The organism is Sorangium sp. So ce176 (genome assembly GCF_051519835.1).
In the GTDB taxonomy this organism is placed as follows: domain Bacteria; phylum Myxococcota_A; class Polyangia; order Polyangiales; family Polyangiaceae; genus Sorangium; species Sorangium cellulosum_G.
On record NZ_CP150371.1, the window covers coordinates 9,044,056 to 9,061,026 of the forward strand.

Genomic DNA, 16,971 nt, shown 5'->3' on the forward strand with positions numbered 1-16,971 from the left:
CAGAACGGTACGTACGACGTCGAGGAAACACCAGGTTCACAGGAGAGCCGCGATCGCGCTGTGTGAGCGAGCGCCCACGCGCAGGCGCTGAGCTCGCCGGGCGCGAGCAGCGCGCTCACGGGCAAGCGCAGACGCCGCCGTGGTGCGAGCAGCAACCCCGCTTCACGCGGGTGCACGTCGGCGAGAGCGTGCCGTCGCAGCAGCAGACGCGGCCCTCGGACGCCGGCCGCTGTGGCTCCTGCGCGCCCGATCGGCCGCCGGGCGGCGCGGAGGCGGGCGTCTCGGCGGCCTCCCGGGCGCGCTGCTCCTCGCCGGCCCTCGCGGCCTCGCGCTCCGCGGCGGCCCTCGCGGCCTCGCGCTCCGCGGCCTCTCCGGCCTGCTGCTGCGCCGCGATCTGCGCCTGCCGCGCCTCGCGCTGCTGCCGGTGGCGGGCGACGAGGGCCCTCGACGCGCGCAGGTCGGCGTCGGCCGCCTCGCACGCCGACACACACCGGTCGGCGCGGGCCTGCGCGTCGAGCTCGAGCACGAGGCAGTCGGGCTCGCTCCGGCAGCCGCGCGCCAGCCGGCTGCGGAATCCGTCGTCGTGGAGGGCCCCGTCGCCGTGATGGCAGCCGGCCGCGAGGGCGACGAGGGGAAGCCAGGCGACGGCGAAGCGGATCACGAGGCCATTCTCCCGCCGCGCGCCGGGGCACGTCGAGCCCCAGCGCGCGGAAGACGGGAGACGTGGGAGGGACGACGCGGCTTCGTTGCGCGGCGCCGGCGACGGCGCAAGGCTAGCGGGCCCCCTCGCCGCGAGGCATCGGATGAGCCTGTCGACAGTTCTCCGCGTACTCGGCCGTGCAGACGGCGAGGTCCACAGCGCGTACCGCATCGGGTCGCGCGTATACGGCACCGCGACCGCGACGTCCGACGAGGATTTCGTCGCCGTCCTCGCGCGCCGCGACGCGACGCAGGACCTCGCGTTCGCGCCCGGCGTCAACGTGGTCGTCCACGGGCTCGACGCCTTCCGCGGCGCCCTCGCCGATCACAGCGTCTTCGCGCTCGAGTGCCTGTTCCTCCCGCCGGAGCACCGGATCAAGGAGGCGAGGCCGCCGTTCCCGTTCAAGCTCGACAGGAAGAAGCTCGCCGCGTCGGCCGCGGGCCGCTCGGCGTCCGACTTCAAGAAGGCCGGCGCCCGCTTCGACGAGGCGCCGGAGGCCTCGAAGAAGAAGCTCTTCCACGCGATCCGGGTGCCGCTCTTCGCTGTCCAGATCGCCGAGGCGGGGGCCATCCACGACTACGGCGCGGCGAGCCCGATCTGGCGCGAGATCGTCGCGGACGAGCGCATCGACTGGGAGGATTACCGCACGACCTACGGCCCGCTCCGCGAGCGCCTCTGCGACAGGCTCGCGGCGCTGGCCTCACGGCGATAGGCCCTGTGCCGGCGCCGGGGCGAGCCGCTGCGCCCGGATCTCCTGGTGCATCCAGTGCTCGTCCGTCTGCACGTGCCCGCGCCGCACCCACTTGGCGAGGCACCGCTGGAACGAGGCGTCCGGGAACTCGCGCGCGACCCGCGCCACGACCCCCTCGCGGGGGCCGCCGAACGCGGACGGCTCGCGCGCGAGCGCGCTCGTCAGCGCCTCGAGCTCGCGCTCGCTCGCGACGACGCCCCGGAACAGGACAGGCACCGTGGGGAGCGACAGATCCTTCGCCTGGGCGACGACCATGTCCCATTCCCAGAAGAGCCCCCGCGCGTCGTCGCGCACGCCGAAGACAAGCGAATAGCCCGGCAGCGCGTCGTATTCGATGGAGTGGACCGCGTAGCAATATTCGCAGAAGAGCGACATGCCCTCCGAGAGGAGGTGAGCGATGCTCGCGTGCGTGGCCTTCGCGAGATCGAAGCTCGGGTGGGACGGAGGGCCCGAGTGCGAGCGCGAGAAGACGCTCTTCCGCGTGTAGGTGAGGTTGCTCCCGTCGCACTTCTCGGTGATGACGATCTCGACGCCGAGCAGCCCCGACACGTCCGCCATCCGCTTGTCGTCGGACGTGCCGCCGGGCGACCATGGCAGGTGGAACGAGCGAGGGTATTTGGCGGACATGGCGGCGCCAGCGTAGCACCGCCGCCCCGGACCGGACATGCTACGTTCCCGCGCCGCGCGCCGTCGGAGACGGCCCGCGCTCGCCAGGGGGTGTTCGTCATGTCCTCGTCATCGCTGCTCGACCTCCTCACGCCCGATCCGGCGCGTGTCCCCTGGGATGCTCTCCAGGTCTTCGACTGGGTGCGTGCGCTCGAGGCCTGCCCGCAGGACCCGATCCACCACGCGGAGGGCAACGTGTGGATTCACACCCGCATGGTGCTGGAGACGCTCCTCGGGCTGCCCGCGTGGCAGGCGCTGCCCGCGGAGGAGCAGCGCGCCGTGTACCTCGCGTGCCTGCTGCACGACGTGGCCAAGCCGGCGACCACCCGCGAGGAGGACGGGCGGATCACGGCGAAGGGCCACTCGCGCGCGGGGGAGCTCCTCGCGCGCCGGCTGCTCTGGGAGCTCGGCGCGCCGTTCGCGCTGCGCGAGCAGGTGTGCGCGCTCGTGCGCTACCACCAGATCCCCTTTTACCTCATCGAGCGCGACGACGCGCGGCGCGTCGCCGCCGAGGTCAGCCTCCACGCGCGCTGCGACCTGCTCGCGCTCGTGGCCGAGGCCGATATCCGCGGTCGCGTCTGCGCGGACATGGCCCGCGTCGTCGACAACATCGAGCTCTTCCGCGAGTTCTGCCGCGAGGAGGGGTGTTACACGGCGCCGCGCTCCTTCGCGTCGGCTCACACGCGCTTCGTGTACTTCCGGTCCGACCCCGCCAGCGGGCGGCACCCGGACGTGGAGGTGTACGACGACACGCGCGCCGAGGTCGTGGTGATGAGCGGGCTCCCGGGCGCCGGGAAGGACACGTATGTTCGCGAGCACCTCGCGGGCTGGCCGGTCGTCTCCCTGGACGCGCTGCGGAGCGAGCTCGAGATCGATCCGACCGACACGCAGGGGCAGGTGGTCCAGGCCGCGCGCGAGCGGGCGAAGGAGCACCTCCGGCGCGGCGAGCGGTTCGTGTGGAACGCGACGAACCTGTCGCGGCAGCGGCGCGGGCCCTTGCTGCAGATGGTGGCCGACTACGGCGCGAGGATCCGCGTCGTGTACGTGGAGGCGCCGGCGGCGGTCCTGTTCGCGCAGAACCGCGCGCGCGAGGCGGCGGTGCCGGAGGCGGTGATCCGGCGGATGAGCGAGCGGTGGGAGATCCCGGCGAGGACCGAGGCGCACGAGGTGGTGCTGGCGGTGCGCGGGGCGGGGTAGAGCGCTGGATCCGAGCTGACCGGCCCTCGGAGGGGGCCTGCCGCGATGCGTGGAGACGAGCACGTCGTGGTGGCGCGACGCAGCCTCGACCGCTCGCCCAGGTTGGTTTTCCCTGACGGAGAAGGATTTGAACCACAGAGGGCACAGAGGGCACAGAGGGCACAGAGGGAGAATTGTTGATTCTCTCCTCTTGCCCTCTGTGCCTCTGTGGGTCCCTCTCTCATGAACCAGGGATGAACCTGGGCGGCGCGGGACTAGCCGGTGGACCCGCCGTCGATACGCGCTTCGCTCCGCCGCGCAAGGATCTGATCCACGGTCTCCGCGACAGAGAGGCCCGATGTATCCAGCCAGAGGCCCAGCCGCGGCGTCTCCGCGCGCAATACACGGTCGAAATCGAGGACCGCGGAGGGGTCTCGATAGCCGCGCTTCGCTCGGCCCGCCTCGCGCGCCGCGACAACGGCTGGGTCCGGGCAGAGGACGACGACGTGCAGAGGACGAGGCGCGTAGTGCTGCACCACCTCGGCCAGCGAGGGTCCAAGGATGATGTCCTGGTGCACGACGGTGAACCCGGCCTGAAAATAGAGCTCGCCCGCCGCCGCCGCGATGCTGTAGCGGAGCCGCAACTGCCGCTCCGCCTCCTCGGAGAGCTCGAAGCCCATCTCGGCGCGTCCGCCCGCGATCATGCGGCGGAACACGTCACCCCGCAAATGCACGCTCCTCGGCAGGCGCTCGGCCAGCGCCTGGGCAACCGTCGACTTTCCAGCAGCCATGAGGCCCGTGATCAGGAAGATCGCGGGAGATTCAGGCAAGCTCACATACGCCGTCACGATGGCCGATCCTCCCGCGTATCCCGGAGCGCTGCTCCGCTACCTCCGACCGAACCCCGGCGCCAGCATCGCCGCCCACCGCGCCGGGCTCTTGATCTTCTCCCGCGCCATCACGGCGTCCGCCACGAGCAGCCGCTGCAGCCCCTTCTCCCCGCCGAGCAGCTCGCCGGCCTGGCGCCGCGCCGCGGCCGCGTAGAGCGACATGTCCGCCTCGTCGAACCCGGCCGCCGACGCCTCGAGCTGCGCGATCGCCGCGTCCCTGTCGCCCCGCAGCGCGGCCGCGCCGGCGCGGATCAGCGGCACGAACGGGTCCGACCACGACGTCTTCTCCCGGGCGAGCGCGGCGGCGTCCCTGAGCGCCGCCTGGAGGAGCGGCTCGGGGTCGACAGCGCCCTCGGCCGCGGCGAGCGCCGTGCTCGCGCGCTCCACGTGCGCCATCACGCGGCTGTTCTGCATCATCAGCAGCATCGAGCCCTCGAGCGCCGGCCACGCCGCCGTGAGCCGCTTCAGCGCGGCGCCGGCGCGGCCGGCGTACCGGTCGGCGTAGGTCTCGCCGAGCAGCCCCACGAAATGCTCGAGGTGGAACCCCGAGGTCGTCCACCGCGACAGCGCCCCCGCGATCGCGCCCCGCGCGCCCGCCACGTCGTCCGCCGCGAGCGCCACCCACGCGGCCTGCGCGCCGAAGATCGCCACCGCGTAGCGATCGCCCCGCTGCTCGGCGCCCCGGAGCACCGCCGGCATCGTCCGCCCGAGCGCGCCGATCTGCCCGCGGTAGTACCGCACCCACGACGCCATGAGCTGCGTCGTCACGAGCTCCCAAGCGACGCCGGCGCAGCGATCGCGCAGCAGCTCGTCCGCCTTCTCGTACCACGCGGCCGCCTCCTTCCAGCGCCCGGCCGTGAACGCCTCGAGCATGCCGGAGACCATCATCGACAGGCCGAGCAGGTGCGGGCTGTCGAGCCGCTCGGCCAGCGCGCGCACCGCCGCGACGAGCTCCTCCGCGCGCGCCCGGTTCGGCGACCCCATCATGCACGCGGACGAGGCCTCGAACGCGAGCGCGCGGCCGACGCGGTACGGCTCGCCGGCGCGCAGCGCGAGCAGGAGGGCGCGCGCCGAGAACTCGGCCGCGCGGACCATGTCGACGCCGGAGAGCCCCACCGTCACCGTCCAGCACGCGTCGATGCGCGCGAGGTCCTCCGGGCGCACCTCCCGCTCGGGCCGCTCGCGGAACCGCAGGCCCCGCAGGCGCAGCTCGGCGCGGTGCAGCAGCAGCGACACCAGCGCGCGCCGCGGCGTCTCCGGGAGCGGCAGGCCGACCGCCTTCAGCACCGCGCGGATCAGCTCGAGCCCCTCGTCGATGTGCCCGCTCCGCAGGTACTGCTCCGCGGCGCGGCGGCGGAGCTCGAGCCCGGGCCCGCTCTCCGCCCCCTCCGCGGCCGCCGCGTAGAGCGCCGCGGCCGCCGCGCCCTCGCCCGCGTTGACGAGCGCGTCGGCGCACAGGACCTCGAGCGCGCGCCGCTCCGCCTCGGGGAGCCCCGCCTCGCGCGAGAGCAGGCCGAGCGCGCGCTCGTAGAGCCGCGCGGCGCGCTCGAACGCGAGCGCCTCGGCCGCCTGCTCGGCCGCGCGCGCCGCGAACCGCCCCGCCCTCGCCGGCTCACCCGCGCCGAGCCAGTGCCGCGCCAGCGTCTCCGCGTCCGCCGTCCCGAGCGCCTCGAGCGCCCGGCCGAGCCGCCGGTGCCGCGCCGCGAGCTGCTCCGGGGCGAGCCGGCCGACCACGGGCGCGCGCACGAGGTCGTGCGACACCTCGACGAGCTCGCCCTCTCCGGCCGGCCGCGCGGCGATCAGGTCCTCCGCGAGCAGCAGCGCGAGCGCCGGCGCGCGCTCCTCGTCGTCGAGCTTCGCCGCGCGCGCGGCGACCGCCGCCTCGATCGGCTCCCGGGCGACGGCGATCACCTCGAGCAGCCGGCGCGCCAGCTCCGGAAGGCGGTGGAGCCGCGCCTCCAGCGCCCTGGCGAGCGCGGCGTCGCCCCGCGCGGCGCCCTCCCCCGCCGGCTCCTGCGCGTCGCGCGCGAGCTCGCCGAGCAGCCGCGGATCGCCCCGCGACGCGCGCGCGACGGCGTCCGCCCGCGCCCGCGTGCCTTCGCCGCGCGCGAAGAGGAGCGCGAGCGCGAGCTCCTCGGCCTCGATCGGCGACAGCGGACCGACCGCGATCTCGCGCAGCGCGCCGTCCCGGTGCTGCCGCTCGACGCGCTCCGGCGCGCCGGGCGCGGCCTCGCCCTCCCCGGCGGCGCGGTGATCCAGCCCCATCCCGTCGAGCAGCGCGCGGAGCGGCGCGCTCGCGGCGACGTCCTCGGTCCGGTAGCTGCCGAGGAACATCATCGCGGGCGCGTCGGGCGGCCGCGTGACCTCGAGCAGGAGCGCCGCGCTGTCGATGTCGCTCCACTGGAGGTCCTCGATCGCCACGATGAGCGGGCGGCGCTCGGCGATGCGCCAGAGGAGCTGCCGGAGCGCGGCGAAGCTGCGCCGCCGCAGCTCCTGGGCGTCGGGCGCCTCGCTCACGCGCGGCGCCGCGGCCACGGCGGGCACGCGCCCGAGCGCCGGGAAGAGCCGGGCGAGCGCGCGGACGTCGCGCGGCAGGAGGCGCGCCGCCTCGTCGGCCGGGATGCGCCGGAGGTGGCGGCTCAGCGCCTCCATGAGCTCCCCGAGCGCGTTGTAGGACTCGGTCGCGCCGAGGGCGCAGCGCCCGCGCAGGACCACCGGCCCCTTGTCGCGGCGGAGCCCCATCAGGAAGTGGTGGATGAGCGCGCTCTTGCCCATGCCCGCGCCGCCGTGCACGAGCACCGAGACGGGCCGCTCCACGAAGAGCGACTCCGCGGCGCGGTGCAGGGCGCGCAGGTGCGGGCGGCGGCCGATGAAGTGCTCGATCGTCGGCGGCGCGACCGGGGGCAGCGCGCTCTCCGGAGCGCCCGGCCCGGCGTCGCTCGGGTCCTCCGCTCCGCGCCCCCCGCCCTGCGCCACGGTCACTTCTTGCTCAGGAACGCATCCATCGCCCGCCGGTGCTCGGGGCCGTTCCACTGCTCGACGAACGCCTCCCGCTCGACCTCGACGGCCGCGGCGCGCAGCGCCTCGCGCACCCGGCGCAGCGACCGCTTCATCGCGGCGACCGAGGCGCGCGGGCTGTCGGCGATGCGGTTCACCTGCGCGATCGCGCGGCTCCGCGCCGCGCCCGTCGGGACGACCTCGCTCACGAGGCCGATCCGGAGCGCCTCGGCGGCGTCGATCCGCTCCGCCGTCAGCAGCAGCCGCGCCGCCTCGAGCGGGCCCACCCGCTCGCAGAGCCGCGTCAGGCCGCCCCAGGCCGGCGACAGCCCCATCTTGACGTGGCGGAACGAGAGCCCCGCGTGCTCCTCGACGATGACGAAATCGCAGAGCAGGAGCAGCTCGCAGCCGCCGCCCAGCACGTCGCCCTGGACCGCCGCGACGATCGGCACCTCGCTCTCCTCCAGGGCCGCGAGGCCCTCGAACATCGCGAGGATCTCGCCGCCCGCCGCGCCGCCGCTGGCGAGCGCGTGGAGCTCGCGGATGTCGCCGCCCGCCACGAAGACGTCGCCGCCCGCCGCGATCACGACGCCGCGCACGCGCGGATCGGCGCCCGCGAGGCGGATCGCCTCGCCGAGGCGCCTCGCGAACGCGCTGTCGATGGCGTTCCTGCGCTCGGGGCGATCGATGGTGAGGACGACCGCGTCGCCGGCCGCCTCGACCCCGAGGGTCATGAGACAGCCCTCCGGGCGCCCCTCCCGTTCGTGAGGATCGCCGGCTTCCGGCGGCCCGCGCCCGCCCCGTTCTCCGCCGCGCGGCTGAGCCGCCGCGGGACGGGCATGCGCTCGTCGTGGATCACCTCGGCGATCCGCGCCTCGAGCGTGCGGCGGCTCAGCCCGCGCTGCTCCTCCGCGTACCGCTCGGCGTAGCTGATGATCGCGCCCGCGACGTCGACGCCGCTCGCGCGCTCGATGCCCTCCAGCCCGGGCGAGCTGTTGATCTCGAGGATCTTCGGCCCGGAGCGCGCCTCGAGCATGTCGACGCCGGCGACCTCGAGGCCCATCGCCTTCGCGGCGCGGATCGCGACGCTGCGGTAGAGGCGCGGCAGCTTCACCCGGTCGCCCTTGCCGCCGCGGTGCAGGTTCGAGCGGAACTCGCCCGGCTTGGCGACCCGGCGCATCGACGCGACAACGCGGCCGCCGACGACGATGACCCGGATGTCGCGCCCCTTCGACTCGCGCACGTACTCCTGGAGCACGATGTCCTGGCCCATGGCCCAGAACGTCTCGAGCAGCGCGTGCACCGCGTGCGGCGTCTCGGCGAGCATCGTGCCGATGCCCTGGGTCCCCTGCTGCAGCTTCACGATCGCGGGGCAGCCGCCGACGAGCGAGAGCGCCGCCTCGACGCCGGCCGGGTTCCGGGCGCACACGGTGATCGGCACGTTGAGCTTGCGACGCGTGAGGAGCTGGAGCGCGCGCAGCTTGTCGCGGCTCCGCGCGATCGAGACGGCGCCGTTCAGGACGGGGACGCCCATGAGATCGAACTGCCGGACGACGGCGAGGCCGTAGTTCGTGATGCTGGCGCCGATGCGCGGGATCACGATGTCGAAGCGGGGCACCGCCGAGCCACCGACGAGCAACGAGGGGCGACCGCGCGACACGACGATCTGGAAATCGAGCGGATCGATGACGCTGACTTCGTGGCCGCGCGCGCGCCCCGCGAGCACGATGCGGCTCGTCGAGTAGAGGGACGCGTTGCGCGACAGGACGAGGAATCGCATGTGGCCGGGAGGCTAGCAGAGCCCGCAGACTGCGTGGATGGGTCGCGCGTCGATCGACGTTCTGGCGACGTTCTGCCGACGTTCTGCTCGCCGCCGCCCAGCCGGCGCTGCGCTTACGCGGCGGCGCTCGCGGTCGTGCGCCGCGCCATGTGCCCGCCTTTCCAGGGGCGCGCTCGACGGGGGCGGAAGCGCGGGAAGGCGCGGCGCTTGCGCTGAAAAACGTTTCGTGTACGAATTATTTTCATTCTGGCGGCGAGGAGGGGTTCGCGATGTGGCAGCCGTTCACGGAGGAACATCAGCAGTTCAGGAAGACGGTGCGGGCCTTCGCAGAGAAGGAGCTCGCTCCTCATGTGGAGGAGTGGGAGGCGGAGGAGTGCTTCCCGAGCTGGGTGTTCAAGCGCGCCGGCGAGCTCGGGATCCTGGGCGCGCACTTCCCGGAGGAGCACGGCGGCGCCGGGCTCGACTACTGGTTCTCGGCGGCGAAGGCCGAGGAGCTCGTGCGCTCCACGATGGCGGGCGTCTCGATGGGGCTGCTCGTGCAGAGCGACATGGCGACGCCGGTGATCAGCGACATCGGCACGAAGGAGCAGATCGAGGAGTTCCTCAGGCCTGCGCTCGCGGGCGACAAGATCGCCGCGCTCGGCGTCTCCGAGCCGGCGGCCGGCAGCGACGTGGCCGGCATCCGGACGACCGCGCGCAAGGACGGCGACGACTACGTGCTGAGCGGGCAGAAGACGTTCATCACGAACGGGACGCGCGCCGACTTCGTGACGCTGCTCGCCAAGACCTCGCCGGACAAGGGGGCCCACGGCTGCTCGTTCTTCCTCGTGCCGACGGCGCTCCAGGGCTTCAGCGTCGCGAAGAAGCTGAGGAAGATCGGCAACAAGTCCTCGGACACGGCGGAGCTCTTCCTGGACGACGTGCGGGTGCCGCGGCGCTACCTGCTCGGCGAGCCGGACCAGGGCTTCGCGTACCTGATGCAGAACTTCCAGACCGAGCGGCTCGTCGCCGCGGTGGGCGCGATCGCGAGCTCGTTCATGACGCTCGACAACACGGTCGAGTACGGGCGCGAGCGGGTGGCGTTCGGCAAGCCGATCATCAAGCGCGAGTCGTGGCAGCACAAGTTCGTGGACCTGTACACGCGCTGCGAGGCGGCGCGCGCCTTCGTCTACAAGTGCGTCGACCACTACAACGACGAGCGGTACGTGCGGAAGGTGCCGATCAGCTTCGACACGGTGAAGCTCATCTCGATGGCGAAGATCCTGGCCGGCGACGTGGCGAACGACGTGGTGGACACCTGCCTGCAGTTCCACGGCGGCTGGGGCTACATCGAGGACTTCCCCATCGCGCGCGCCTGGCGCGATCAGCGGCTCCTGCGCATCGGCGGCGGGACGACCGAGACGATGAAGTACTACCTGGCGAAGCTGATGAACTTCTGAAGGCCCCCCGCGGCCGGCAGCGCCTCGCCGGCGCGGCGCCACAGCCCGCGCCGGCGAGGCGCGGAGCCCCGCCGGCGAGGCCAGGACCGGAAACCAACCGTCGACTGAAAAAAAATAGAGACAAGCGGCGCGAGGGGCTGTAGATATCCCGCTCCCAACGACCGGGGCTGTAGCTCAGCTGGGAGAGCGCATGACTGGCAGTCATGAGGTCAGGGGTTCGATCCCCCTCAGCTCCACAAATAGGACCGAAGGACTCCCTCGGGAGTCCGGCACGCCGCGCCCGCCCGCCGGCGTGCTCCTTCAGAACGCGCCGAGGTAACGCGGCGGCAGACCCACCCGCGGGTCGACGTGGAAGGCGCCAGCGTGCACGAGCGCGCGGCTGCCCCCGCCGGCGCCCACGTCGAAGCGGTGCACGACGCCGCCTTCGGTCTCGGCGTCCGCGACGAGGCACCGCCCGCACGCGGCGGCGCAGCGCACCTCGCCGAGGGAAAACGGGAGCTCCTTCGAGCGCAGCAGGACGCGGGGCGCGCCGCCGGAGAGGTCGGCCGCCGTCAGGGTGTCGTGGACCGGGCGCACGCCGCCGATCGCGTCGTGCCCGAGCGTCGTGAGGAGGACCGTGTCCTCGGACGCGAACGCGACGGAGAAGCCGGGCGACCCCTCGCCGAGCTCGGCGGCGGTCCAGCGCCGCTCCTCGACGAGGCCGCCCTCGCCGCGGGCCAGGATCACGACCCCCGCCTCGGCCAGGTTGGCGGTGGCGTCGCCGCCGAACGACCCGGAGCACACGACCGCGAGCCGCGCGCCGCTCGGGGACACGGCGAGCCCCGCGCAGCCGTGCAGCCCGTCGAGGAGGGTGACCGCCTTGATCGCGTCGTCGCGCGCGTCGATCTCGACGAGGCGCGACGCGGCCGTCTCCAGGAACGAGAGCGTGGACGCCGTGAGCAGCACGTAGAGGCTGTCCTCGACCAGCGCCGCCCGGCTCGGCCGCGGGTGGAACTCCGGGTCCTCCCCGGCCATCGCGGGCGCGAGGTCGACGCGGCCGACGAGGGCGCGGGCCTCGGGATCGACGACGAGCACGTCGCTGCCGCCGTCGAGCGGCTGGGCGCCCGGGGCGAGGTTCGGCTCGAGGCGCGGGACGTACGCCTTCACGGGCGAGACCTCGATGTAGTCCTGCGGGTTCGCGGTGAAGCCGGTCGCCACCGAGAGCTGCCCGGTCACCTCGCCGCGCCGCGCGTCCAGCCAGGTGAGCGCCGAGGCGGAGCGATCGACCAGCGCGAGGCGGCCGCCGCGCAGCGGCATCGTCGACGCTGTCACGTCGCCCGAGAGCGGCGCCGAGAGCACGAGGGGCGCCGAGGCCGACGACGCGATCGACGCGGACAGGACCGCGCCGTCCCAGCTCAGCAGGCCGACGCTCGTGGACTGGTAGTCGCTGCTGATCACGACGGCGCCGATCCCGCACGGCCCCTCGGGCGCGTCGGTGCCGCCCGTGTCCTCGGGCGGCGCCGGCGCGTTGCACCCGAGCAGCGCGCCGGCCGCGCCCGCGACCAGGGCCGTCCACGGCGGGGACCAGCGCGCGGGCCGGCGAGGGCCCCGATCGAACGACGACGTCATCACCCTCATCACCACCACACCTCCATGGCCGCGTGGACGCTCCGTCCGGGGAGCGGGAAGCCGACCGCATCGAGCATGCGCGCGCCCGTGGCGTTCTCCACCGCGAGGCGCGCCGACAGGCGCCCGTCGAGCGCTAGCACGGCGAGGTCCACGTCGACCGCCGCCTGCTCCGGTAGCACGAGGAGCCCCGCGCTGTCGGCGACGCGCGAGGACCTGTAGAGCAGCCGCGCGCCCAGCGAGGCGCGGCCGCCGCCGAGCCACGCGGGCTCCGCGTACACCTCGAGGGACGGCGCCGCGACGAGGCGCGACTGGAAGGGCAGGAGATCACTCACGATTCCGCGATCCGGCGACGCGTCCCGCGGGTCGAGCGCGGTGAGCGTCAGCGCCGCGCGCACGTGGTCGAGCGCCGAGGCCGAGGCCGTGAGCTCGAGCCCGAGCACGCGCGCGCCCCGTACGTTGTACGGCCGCACGGCGCCGATGCCCGCGCGGCGGTACGCGACGAGCGCCGACGCGAGGCGCGCGAAGCCGAGGAGCTCGAGGGAGGCCTCGGCCCGCGCGCGCGGCAGCGCGGCGGACGCGCGCGCCCCGAGCTCGGCGGTGACGCCCTGCTCGGGCTCGAGCTCCGGGTTGCCGCGCACGATCGGCGAGATGCCGTGGAGCTCGCCGAGCGCCGGGACGCGCACGTAGCGGCCGACGTTGGCGAAGAGCGCGGCGCCGTCCGCGAGGCGCAGCCGCGCGCCGAGGCGGCCGCTCGGCTCGACGAGCCCGCGCGCGCCGCCGTCGCCGTCGACGCGCGTCGCGTGGTGCTCCACGGCGCCGAGCGCGTAGCCTTCCAGCCAGGGGGCCGGCGCGAGCGACGCGCTCGCCGACGCGCGGGACGTCGCGCGGAGGGCGCGGAGCGGCGGCGCGCTCGCCTGGTCGATGCCGAGGCGCTCGACCTCGACCGCCGCGGAGGCCGACACGGTCACCCCCGCGGCGACGCGGAGGCGGACGGTGCCCTGCTCCGCCGCGCGCTCGCCGGCGCTCGCGACGAGCGGCGAGGGCAGGCCGTGCCGCATCAGGGGGTCGCGGAGGATCTGGCGCGTGAGGATCGCCGAGCTCTTGAGCTCGAGGCGGCACCGCTCGACGCCGCCTGCGCGCGGGCCGGCGCAGGGGACCACGGCGGCGACCGCGCCGAGCCAGCGCTGCACGCGGGATCGCGCGGCGCCCGCGGGGCTCGCGGGCGCCGCGGCCCTCGCCGAGAGGTCGCTCAGGCCCTGATCGCGCGCGAAGCCGTTGAACAGGGCGGTGACCCCGCCGCCGCGCGGCAGCCGGTAGCGGGCGACGCTCCAGAGATCGTAGGCCTCGAAGTCGGCGTTCTGCCGGATCCGGGTGCTGTCGTCCGCGGCGTTGAGCCCCGTGTCCCCGTCGTCGAGGTACGGGTAATCGTTGTCGGCCGCGCGCCGGCCGAGCGCGAGCAGGACGCTGGCGCGCTCGTCGCCGAGGCTCGCCGAGGCCGACGCGGAGCGCTCGCCGAAGCTGCCCGCGCCGAGCCCCGCGCCAACGCGGGGGCCGCGCGGCAGCGCTGGCTCGAAGAAGATGGCGCCGCCGATCCCGAGGCGGTCGGCGTCGGCGGGCGCGTTGCCCCGGTAGACCTCGACCCGGTGGAGCATCCAGAGCGGCACGAGCGAGAGGTCGGCCGTCCCCGTGACGTCGTCGTTGAGCCGCACGCCCGCGAGGTAGACCGGGGTCTCGGCGCTGCTCGCGCCGCGGATCGAGGCGGTCGCGAGGTCGGCGCCGGCGCCGGTCCGGACGACCTGCAGGCCGGGGACGCGCCCCAGCACCGAGGAGGCCGTCGCGCCGGGGGCGCGGAGCTCGTCGCCGCGGATCACGTAGGACGCCGCGGTGGGATCGCGCGCGGCGGCCGTCGCGGTGCGCTCGCCCTGGACGCGGACCTCGATCGCCGGCCGGCGCGCCGCGGGGGCCTCCTCCGGCGCGGCGGGCTCCGGCGCGGCCCCCTCCGGCCCGCCCTGCAGCCCGGCGGCTCGCGGCCCGGCCGCCCTCGGCGCGTCCTCCGGCGTGGCGCTCCCGGCGCGGGCGCCGCGGCCCGCCTCCTCGGCCCGCGCGCGCGGCGCGAGGCCCGCGGCCACGAGCGCCGCGCAGGCGAGCGCCCCCGCGCGCCTCACGGACACAGCGCGTGGACGATGCCCACCGCGTCGAGGTCGAAGACGTCGGGCGTGCCGGCGCGGTCGGTGATGCGTACGTAGCGGGCCAGCGGGACCCCGACGTCGGCCAGATCGAACGGATCGCCCCCGGCCGACGACGGATCGAGCGGGTCGACGTCGTTCTCCCCGGGGTTCGCGTGCACGGGGTGCCACCCGGCGCAGCCGTCGTAGGGGTAGCGTTCCGCGGCGCAGGGGAAGGCCGACCACGCGAGGCCGTCCTCGCTCACCTCGACAGCGGCCAGCTCGGCGAAGACGCTCTCGGCGTCGTCGCCGCGCTCGAAGGCGTTCTCGAACACCAGGAAGTCGGCGCCGGGCCCGTCGACGATCGCGTTGCCCTCGAAGGCCACGACGATCGACCCCCCGTCGCCCAGCGAGAGCACGTCGAGCGAGCCGCCGCAGCATCCACCGCCTCGCGGCGGGCCGAGGACGACGTCCGGGAACCTGTCCTCACCGAACCCCTGCCGTGCCCCGAGGCAGGCGGACACCACGCGCGTCGCGAACCGCGCGCCCGGCCCGGCGCACGACGCCGCGCCGTCGCCGGCAGCTCCGCCGTGGCCGCCCGAGAGGCACGAGCCGCCCGCGCCCTCCGCGGCGGAGGGCTCACCGGAGCCGCCGTCATCCCGGGGCGCGTCGACGCCCCCGCACCCGGACAGGGCAGCGGCGGCGGCGCCGAGGCAGACGGACCAGACGAAGAGGACACGCAGCGACATCCTGACCCCTGTTCGAGCGAGCTCGCGCGCCGCGGGGGCATCCCGCCTCGGCGGCGCTCGGTCTGTCCCGGGGGGGACGCCATGTCCCCTCGTCCCGCGAGGGACCTCTTCGGCCGGACGGGCGGCTATCACGGCCTACCGACACGGTCAACGCGCTTCCCCGGCCTGGCGCGCGGGAGTAGAGAACGCGGACATGGCTTCTCCGCCTCCCTGGGTGTTCCCGGAGCTCGACGCGAGCGCGGCGGACGCGGCGCGCGCGCGGCAGGACACGCTGACCAAGCCGCGCGGCAGCCTCGGCGCGCTCGAGGAGCTCGCCGTCGCGCTCGCCGGCATCCAGGGCGGTCCGCCCGCGAGCCGGCCGGCGGCGGCGGTGCTGTTCGCCGCCGATCACCCCGTCGTCCGGCACGGCGTCTCGGCGTACCCGGCCGAGGTCACCGCGGCGATGGTCGCGAACTTCGCGCGCGGCGGCGCGGCCGCCAGCGTGCTCTGCCGGCACCTCGGGGTCGAGCTGCGGGTCGTCGACGTCGGCGTCGCCCACCCGTACGAGCGCGTCGATCGCGACGCTGCCGGCGCGCACGCACGGCTGCGGCGCGATCCGGTCGCCGACGACCCCATCTTCGACCTGCGGGTCGAGGACGCGCTCCCGGAGGCGGTCTACGAGCGCGCGCTCCGCGCCGGCGCCGCCGAGATCGACGCGCTCGGGGGCGACACGCGCGTCGTCCTCCTCGGCGAGATGGGCATCGGCAACACCACCGCGGCCGCCGCCATGACGGCGCTGCTCCTCGGGCTCGCCCCCGAGGACGTCGTCGGGGCGGGCACCGGCGTCGCGGGCGACGCGCTGTCGCGGAAGATCGAGGTCGTGCGCGACGCTGTCCGCCGCGTCCAGAGCGCCGACCCGCGCCGCGTGGTGCGGGCGGTCGGCGGGAAGGAGATCGCCGCGCTCGTAGGCGCCGCGGCGCGGGCGATCGAGCGGCGGATGGCGGTGCTCGTCGACGGCTTCATCGTCTCGGCGGCCGCGCTCGCGCTCGTCCGGATGGCCCCGCGGGCGCGGGCGGGCATGCTCTTCGCCCACCGCTCCGCCGAGCGCGGCCACGCCAGCATCCTCGCGGCCCTCGACGCCCGCCCGCTGCTCGACCTCGGGATGCGCCTTGGCGAGGCGAGCGCCGCCCTGGCCGCGCTGCCGCTCCTCGACGCCGCGTGCGCCCTCCACGCCGGCATGGCGACGTTCGCGAGCGCGGGCGTGCCCGATCGCGCCTCGCCCGGGCCCTCATGACGATGCCGCCGGTCCTGCGCGGCGCCCGGGCAGCGACGACCTTCCTCACGCGCGTCCCGGTCGGCGGCTTCCCTTACGCCGAGTCGGACTGGCGCTGGGCCTCGGCCTGGTTCCCGTTCGTGGGCGCCATCCTCGGCGCCGTCCAGGCCGCGGCGTGGCTTCTCGTCGACCGGGGCGGCGCGCTCGTCGCGGCCAGCGTCACCGTCGCGCTGGGCCTGCTCCTCACCGGGGCGTTCCACGAGGACGGCCTCGCGGACACGGCCGACGCGCTCGGCGGGGCCTTCGACAGGGCGCGCATGTTCGAGATCCTGAAGGACAGCCGCATCGGCTCGTTCGGCGCCGCGGCGCTGATCGTGGTCCTCGTGCTGCGCATCGCGCTGCTCGCGCGGCTCGACGCCGCGGCGCCTGTCGCGCTGGTGCTGACGCAGTGCCTCTCGCGCACCCCGCCGATCTGGCTGATGGTCGCGCTGCCCTACGTCACCCAGGGCGGCTCGCGCAGCCGGCCTGTCGCGCAGGCAGCGCTGCCGCAGGCGCTCCTCGGCTCGGCCTGGCCGGCGCTCGCGCTCGCCGCCGCGCACGCCGCCGGGGCCGTCTCGGCCGCCGAGGCGGCGGCCATGGTCGGCGCGGCGGCCTCCGCCTCGGCGATCTGCGGCCTCCGCTTCCGCGCGCGGGCCGGCGGGATCACCGGCGACTTCCTCGGCGCGACGCAGCAGATCGCCGAGTGCGCGGCGCTGCTCGCCCTCGCGATCGCGCGGGGCGGCTGAGCCGGGGGCGCCG

The 16,971-nt window shown here is 75.2% G+C and carries 14 protein-coding genes and 1 tRNA gene; 6 read left to right on the top strand and 9 right to left on the bottom strand.

Going from position 1 to position 16,971, the window contains the following annotated elements; genetic code table 11:
* Window positions 1-115: 115 nt before the first annotated feature.
* Window positions 116-661, bottom strand: a complete 546-nt coding sequence (locus WMF42_RS34205; protein ID WP_437687144.1) for a hypothetical protein — start codon at window positions 659-661, stop codon at window positions 116-118.
* Between the two features lie 142 nt (window positions 662-803).
* Here WMF42_RS34205 and WMF42_RS34210 point away from each other — a divergent pair, with 142 nt between their 5' ends.
* Entirely contained in the window at window positions 804-1,412 is a 609-nt protein-coding gene (locus tag WMF42_RS34210) for a hypothetical protein (RefSeq protein ID WP_437687146.1), read from the top strand.
* Here the strand turns inward: WMF42_RS34210 and WMF42_RS34215 are convergent.
* Window positions 1,401-2,078, bottom strand: coding sequence for an RNA ligase family protein (locus WMF42_RS34215; RefSeq protein WP_437687148.1), 678 nt, complete (start codon window positions 2,076-2,078; stop codon window positions 1,401-1,403). The two genes, WMF42_RS34210 and WMF42_RS34215, sit on opposite strands and share 12 nt — an antisense overlap.
* Before the next feature lie 99 nt (window positions 2,079-2,177).
* Between WMF42_RS34215 and WMF42_RS34220 the strand changes: the two genes are divergently transcribed.
* Entirely contained in the window at window positions 2,178-3,314 is a 1,137-nt protein-coding gene (locus WMF42_RS34220) for an AAA family ATPase (RefSeq protein ID WP_437687150.1), read from the top strand.
* A gap of 254 nt (window positions 3,315-3,568) precedes the next feature.
* Here WMF42_RS34220 and WMF42_RS34225 read toward each other — a convergent pair whose 3' ends face one another.
* The 4 genes from WMF42_RS34225 to WMF42_RS34240 are packed head-to-tail and all read right to left on the bottom strand — an operon-like array spanning window position 3,569 to window position 8,960.
* A complete protein-coding gene (locus tag WMF42_RS34225) occupies window positions 3,569-4,141 on the bottom strand; it encodes an AAA family ATPase (protein WP_081426876.1) in 573 nt (190 codons plus the stop codon).
* 39 nt (window positions 4,142-4,180) lie between these two features.
* On the bottom strand, window positions 4,181-7,159 hold the full coding sequence (locus tag WMF42_RS34230; RefSeq protein WP_437687152.1) for an AAA family ATPase: 2,979 nt from the start codon (window positions 7,157-7,159) through the stop codon (window positions 4,181-4,183).
* A 2-nt stretch (window positions 7,160-7,161) separates the two neighbouring features.
* On the bottom strand, window positions 7,162-7,914 hold the full coding sequence (locus tag WMF42_RS34235) for an enoyl-CoA hydratase/isomerase family protein (protein WP_437687154.1): 753 nt from the start codon (window positions 7,912-7,914) through the stop codon (window positions 7,162-7,164).
* Complete coding sequence (locus WMF42_RS34240; protein WP_434042827.1) at window positions 7,911-8,960, bottom strand: RimK family alpha-L-glutamate ligase; 1,050 nt, start codon at window positions 8,958-8,960, stop codon at window positions 7,911-7,913. Before WMF42_RS34240 ends, WMF42_RS34235 begins: the two co-directional genes overlap by 4 nt.
* Before the next feature lie 269 nt (window positions 8,961-9,229).
* Between WMF42_RS34240 and WMF42_RS34245 the strand changes: the two genes are divergently transcribed.
* Both WMF42_RS34245 and WMF42_RS34250 read left to right on the top strand, forming a co-directional pair.
* Complete coding sequence (locus tag WMF42_RS34245; RefSeq protein ID WP_061610166.1) at window positions 9,230-10,399, top strand: acyl-CoA dehydrogenase family protein; 1,170 nt, start codon at window positions 9,230-9,232, stop codon at window positions 10,397-10,399.
* Window positions 10,400-10,562: 163 nt separating this feature from the next.
* A tRNA-Ala gene (locus WMF42_RS34250) sits at window positions 10,563-10,635 on the top strand.
* A gap of 64 nt (window positions 10,636-10,699) precedes the next feature.
* Here the strand turns inward: WMF42_RS34250 and WMF42_RS34255 are convergent.
* The 3 genes from WMF42_RS34255 to WMF42_RS34265 are packed head-to-tail and all read right to left on the bottom strand — an operon-like array spanning window position 10,700 to window position 14,921.
* Window positions 10,700-12,016 carry a hypothetical protein gene (locus WMF42_RS34255; RefSeq protein WP_437687157.1) on the bottom strand — a complete coding sequence of 439 codons (1,317 nt, stop codon included), beginning with the start codon at window positions 12,014-12,016 and terminating at the stop codon, window positions 10,700-10,702.
* Window positions 12,016-14,172 carry a TonB-dependent receptor gene (locus tag WMF42_RS34260; protein WP_437687159.1) on the bottom strand — a complete coding sequence of 719 codons (2,157 nt, stop codon included), beginning with the start codon at window positions 14,170-14,172 and terminating at the stop codon, window positions 12,016-12,018. The genes WMF42_RS34255 and WMF42_RS34260 overlap by 1 nt, the downstream gene beginning before the upstream one ends.
* A complete protein-coding gene (locus WMF42_RS34265) occupies window positions 14,169-14,921 on the bottom strand; it encodes a hypothetical protein (protein ID WP_437687161.1) in 753 nt (250 codons plus the stop codon). Before WMF42_RS34265 ends, WMF42_RS34260 begins: the two co-directional genes overlap by 4 nt.
* Window positions 14,922-15,114: 193 nt before the next feature.
* On the opposite strand from WMF42_RS34265, the gene cobT reads away from it, so the two are divergent.
* Together cobT and WMF42_RS34275 are read left to right on the top strand one after the other, a co-directional pair.
* Window positions 15,115-16,194 carry a nicotinate-nucleotide--dimethylbenzimidazole phosphoribosyltransferase gene (gene cobT, locus WMF42_RS34270; RefSeq protein ID WP_437687163.1) on the top strand — a complete coding sequence of 360 codons (1,080 nt, stop codon included), beginning with the start codon at window positions 15,115-15,117 and terminating at the stop codon, window positions 16,192-16,194.
* Window positions 16,191-16,958: an adenosylcobinamide-GDP ribazoletransferase gene (locus WMF42_RS34275; RefSeq protein ID WP_437687165.1), complete on the top strand. Its 768-nt coding sequence runs from the start codon at window positions 16,191-16,193 to the stop codon at window positions 16,956-16,958. The genes cobT and WMF42_RS34275 overlap by 4 nt, the downstream gene beginning before the upstream one ends.
* Window positions 16,959-16,971: the final 13 nt, after the last annotated feature.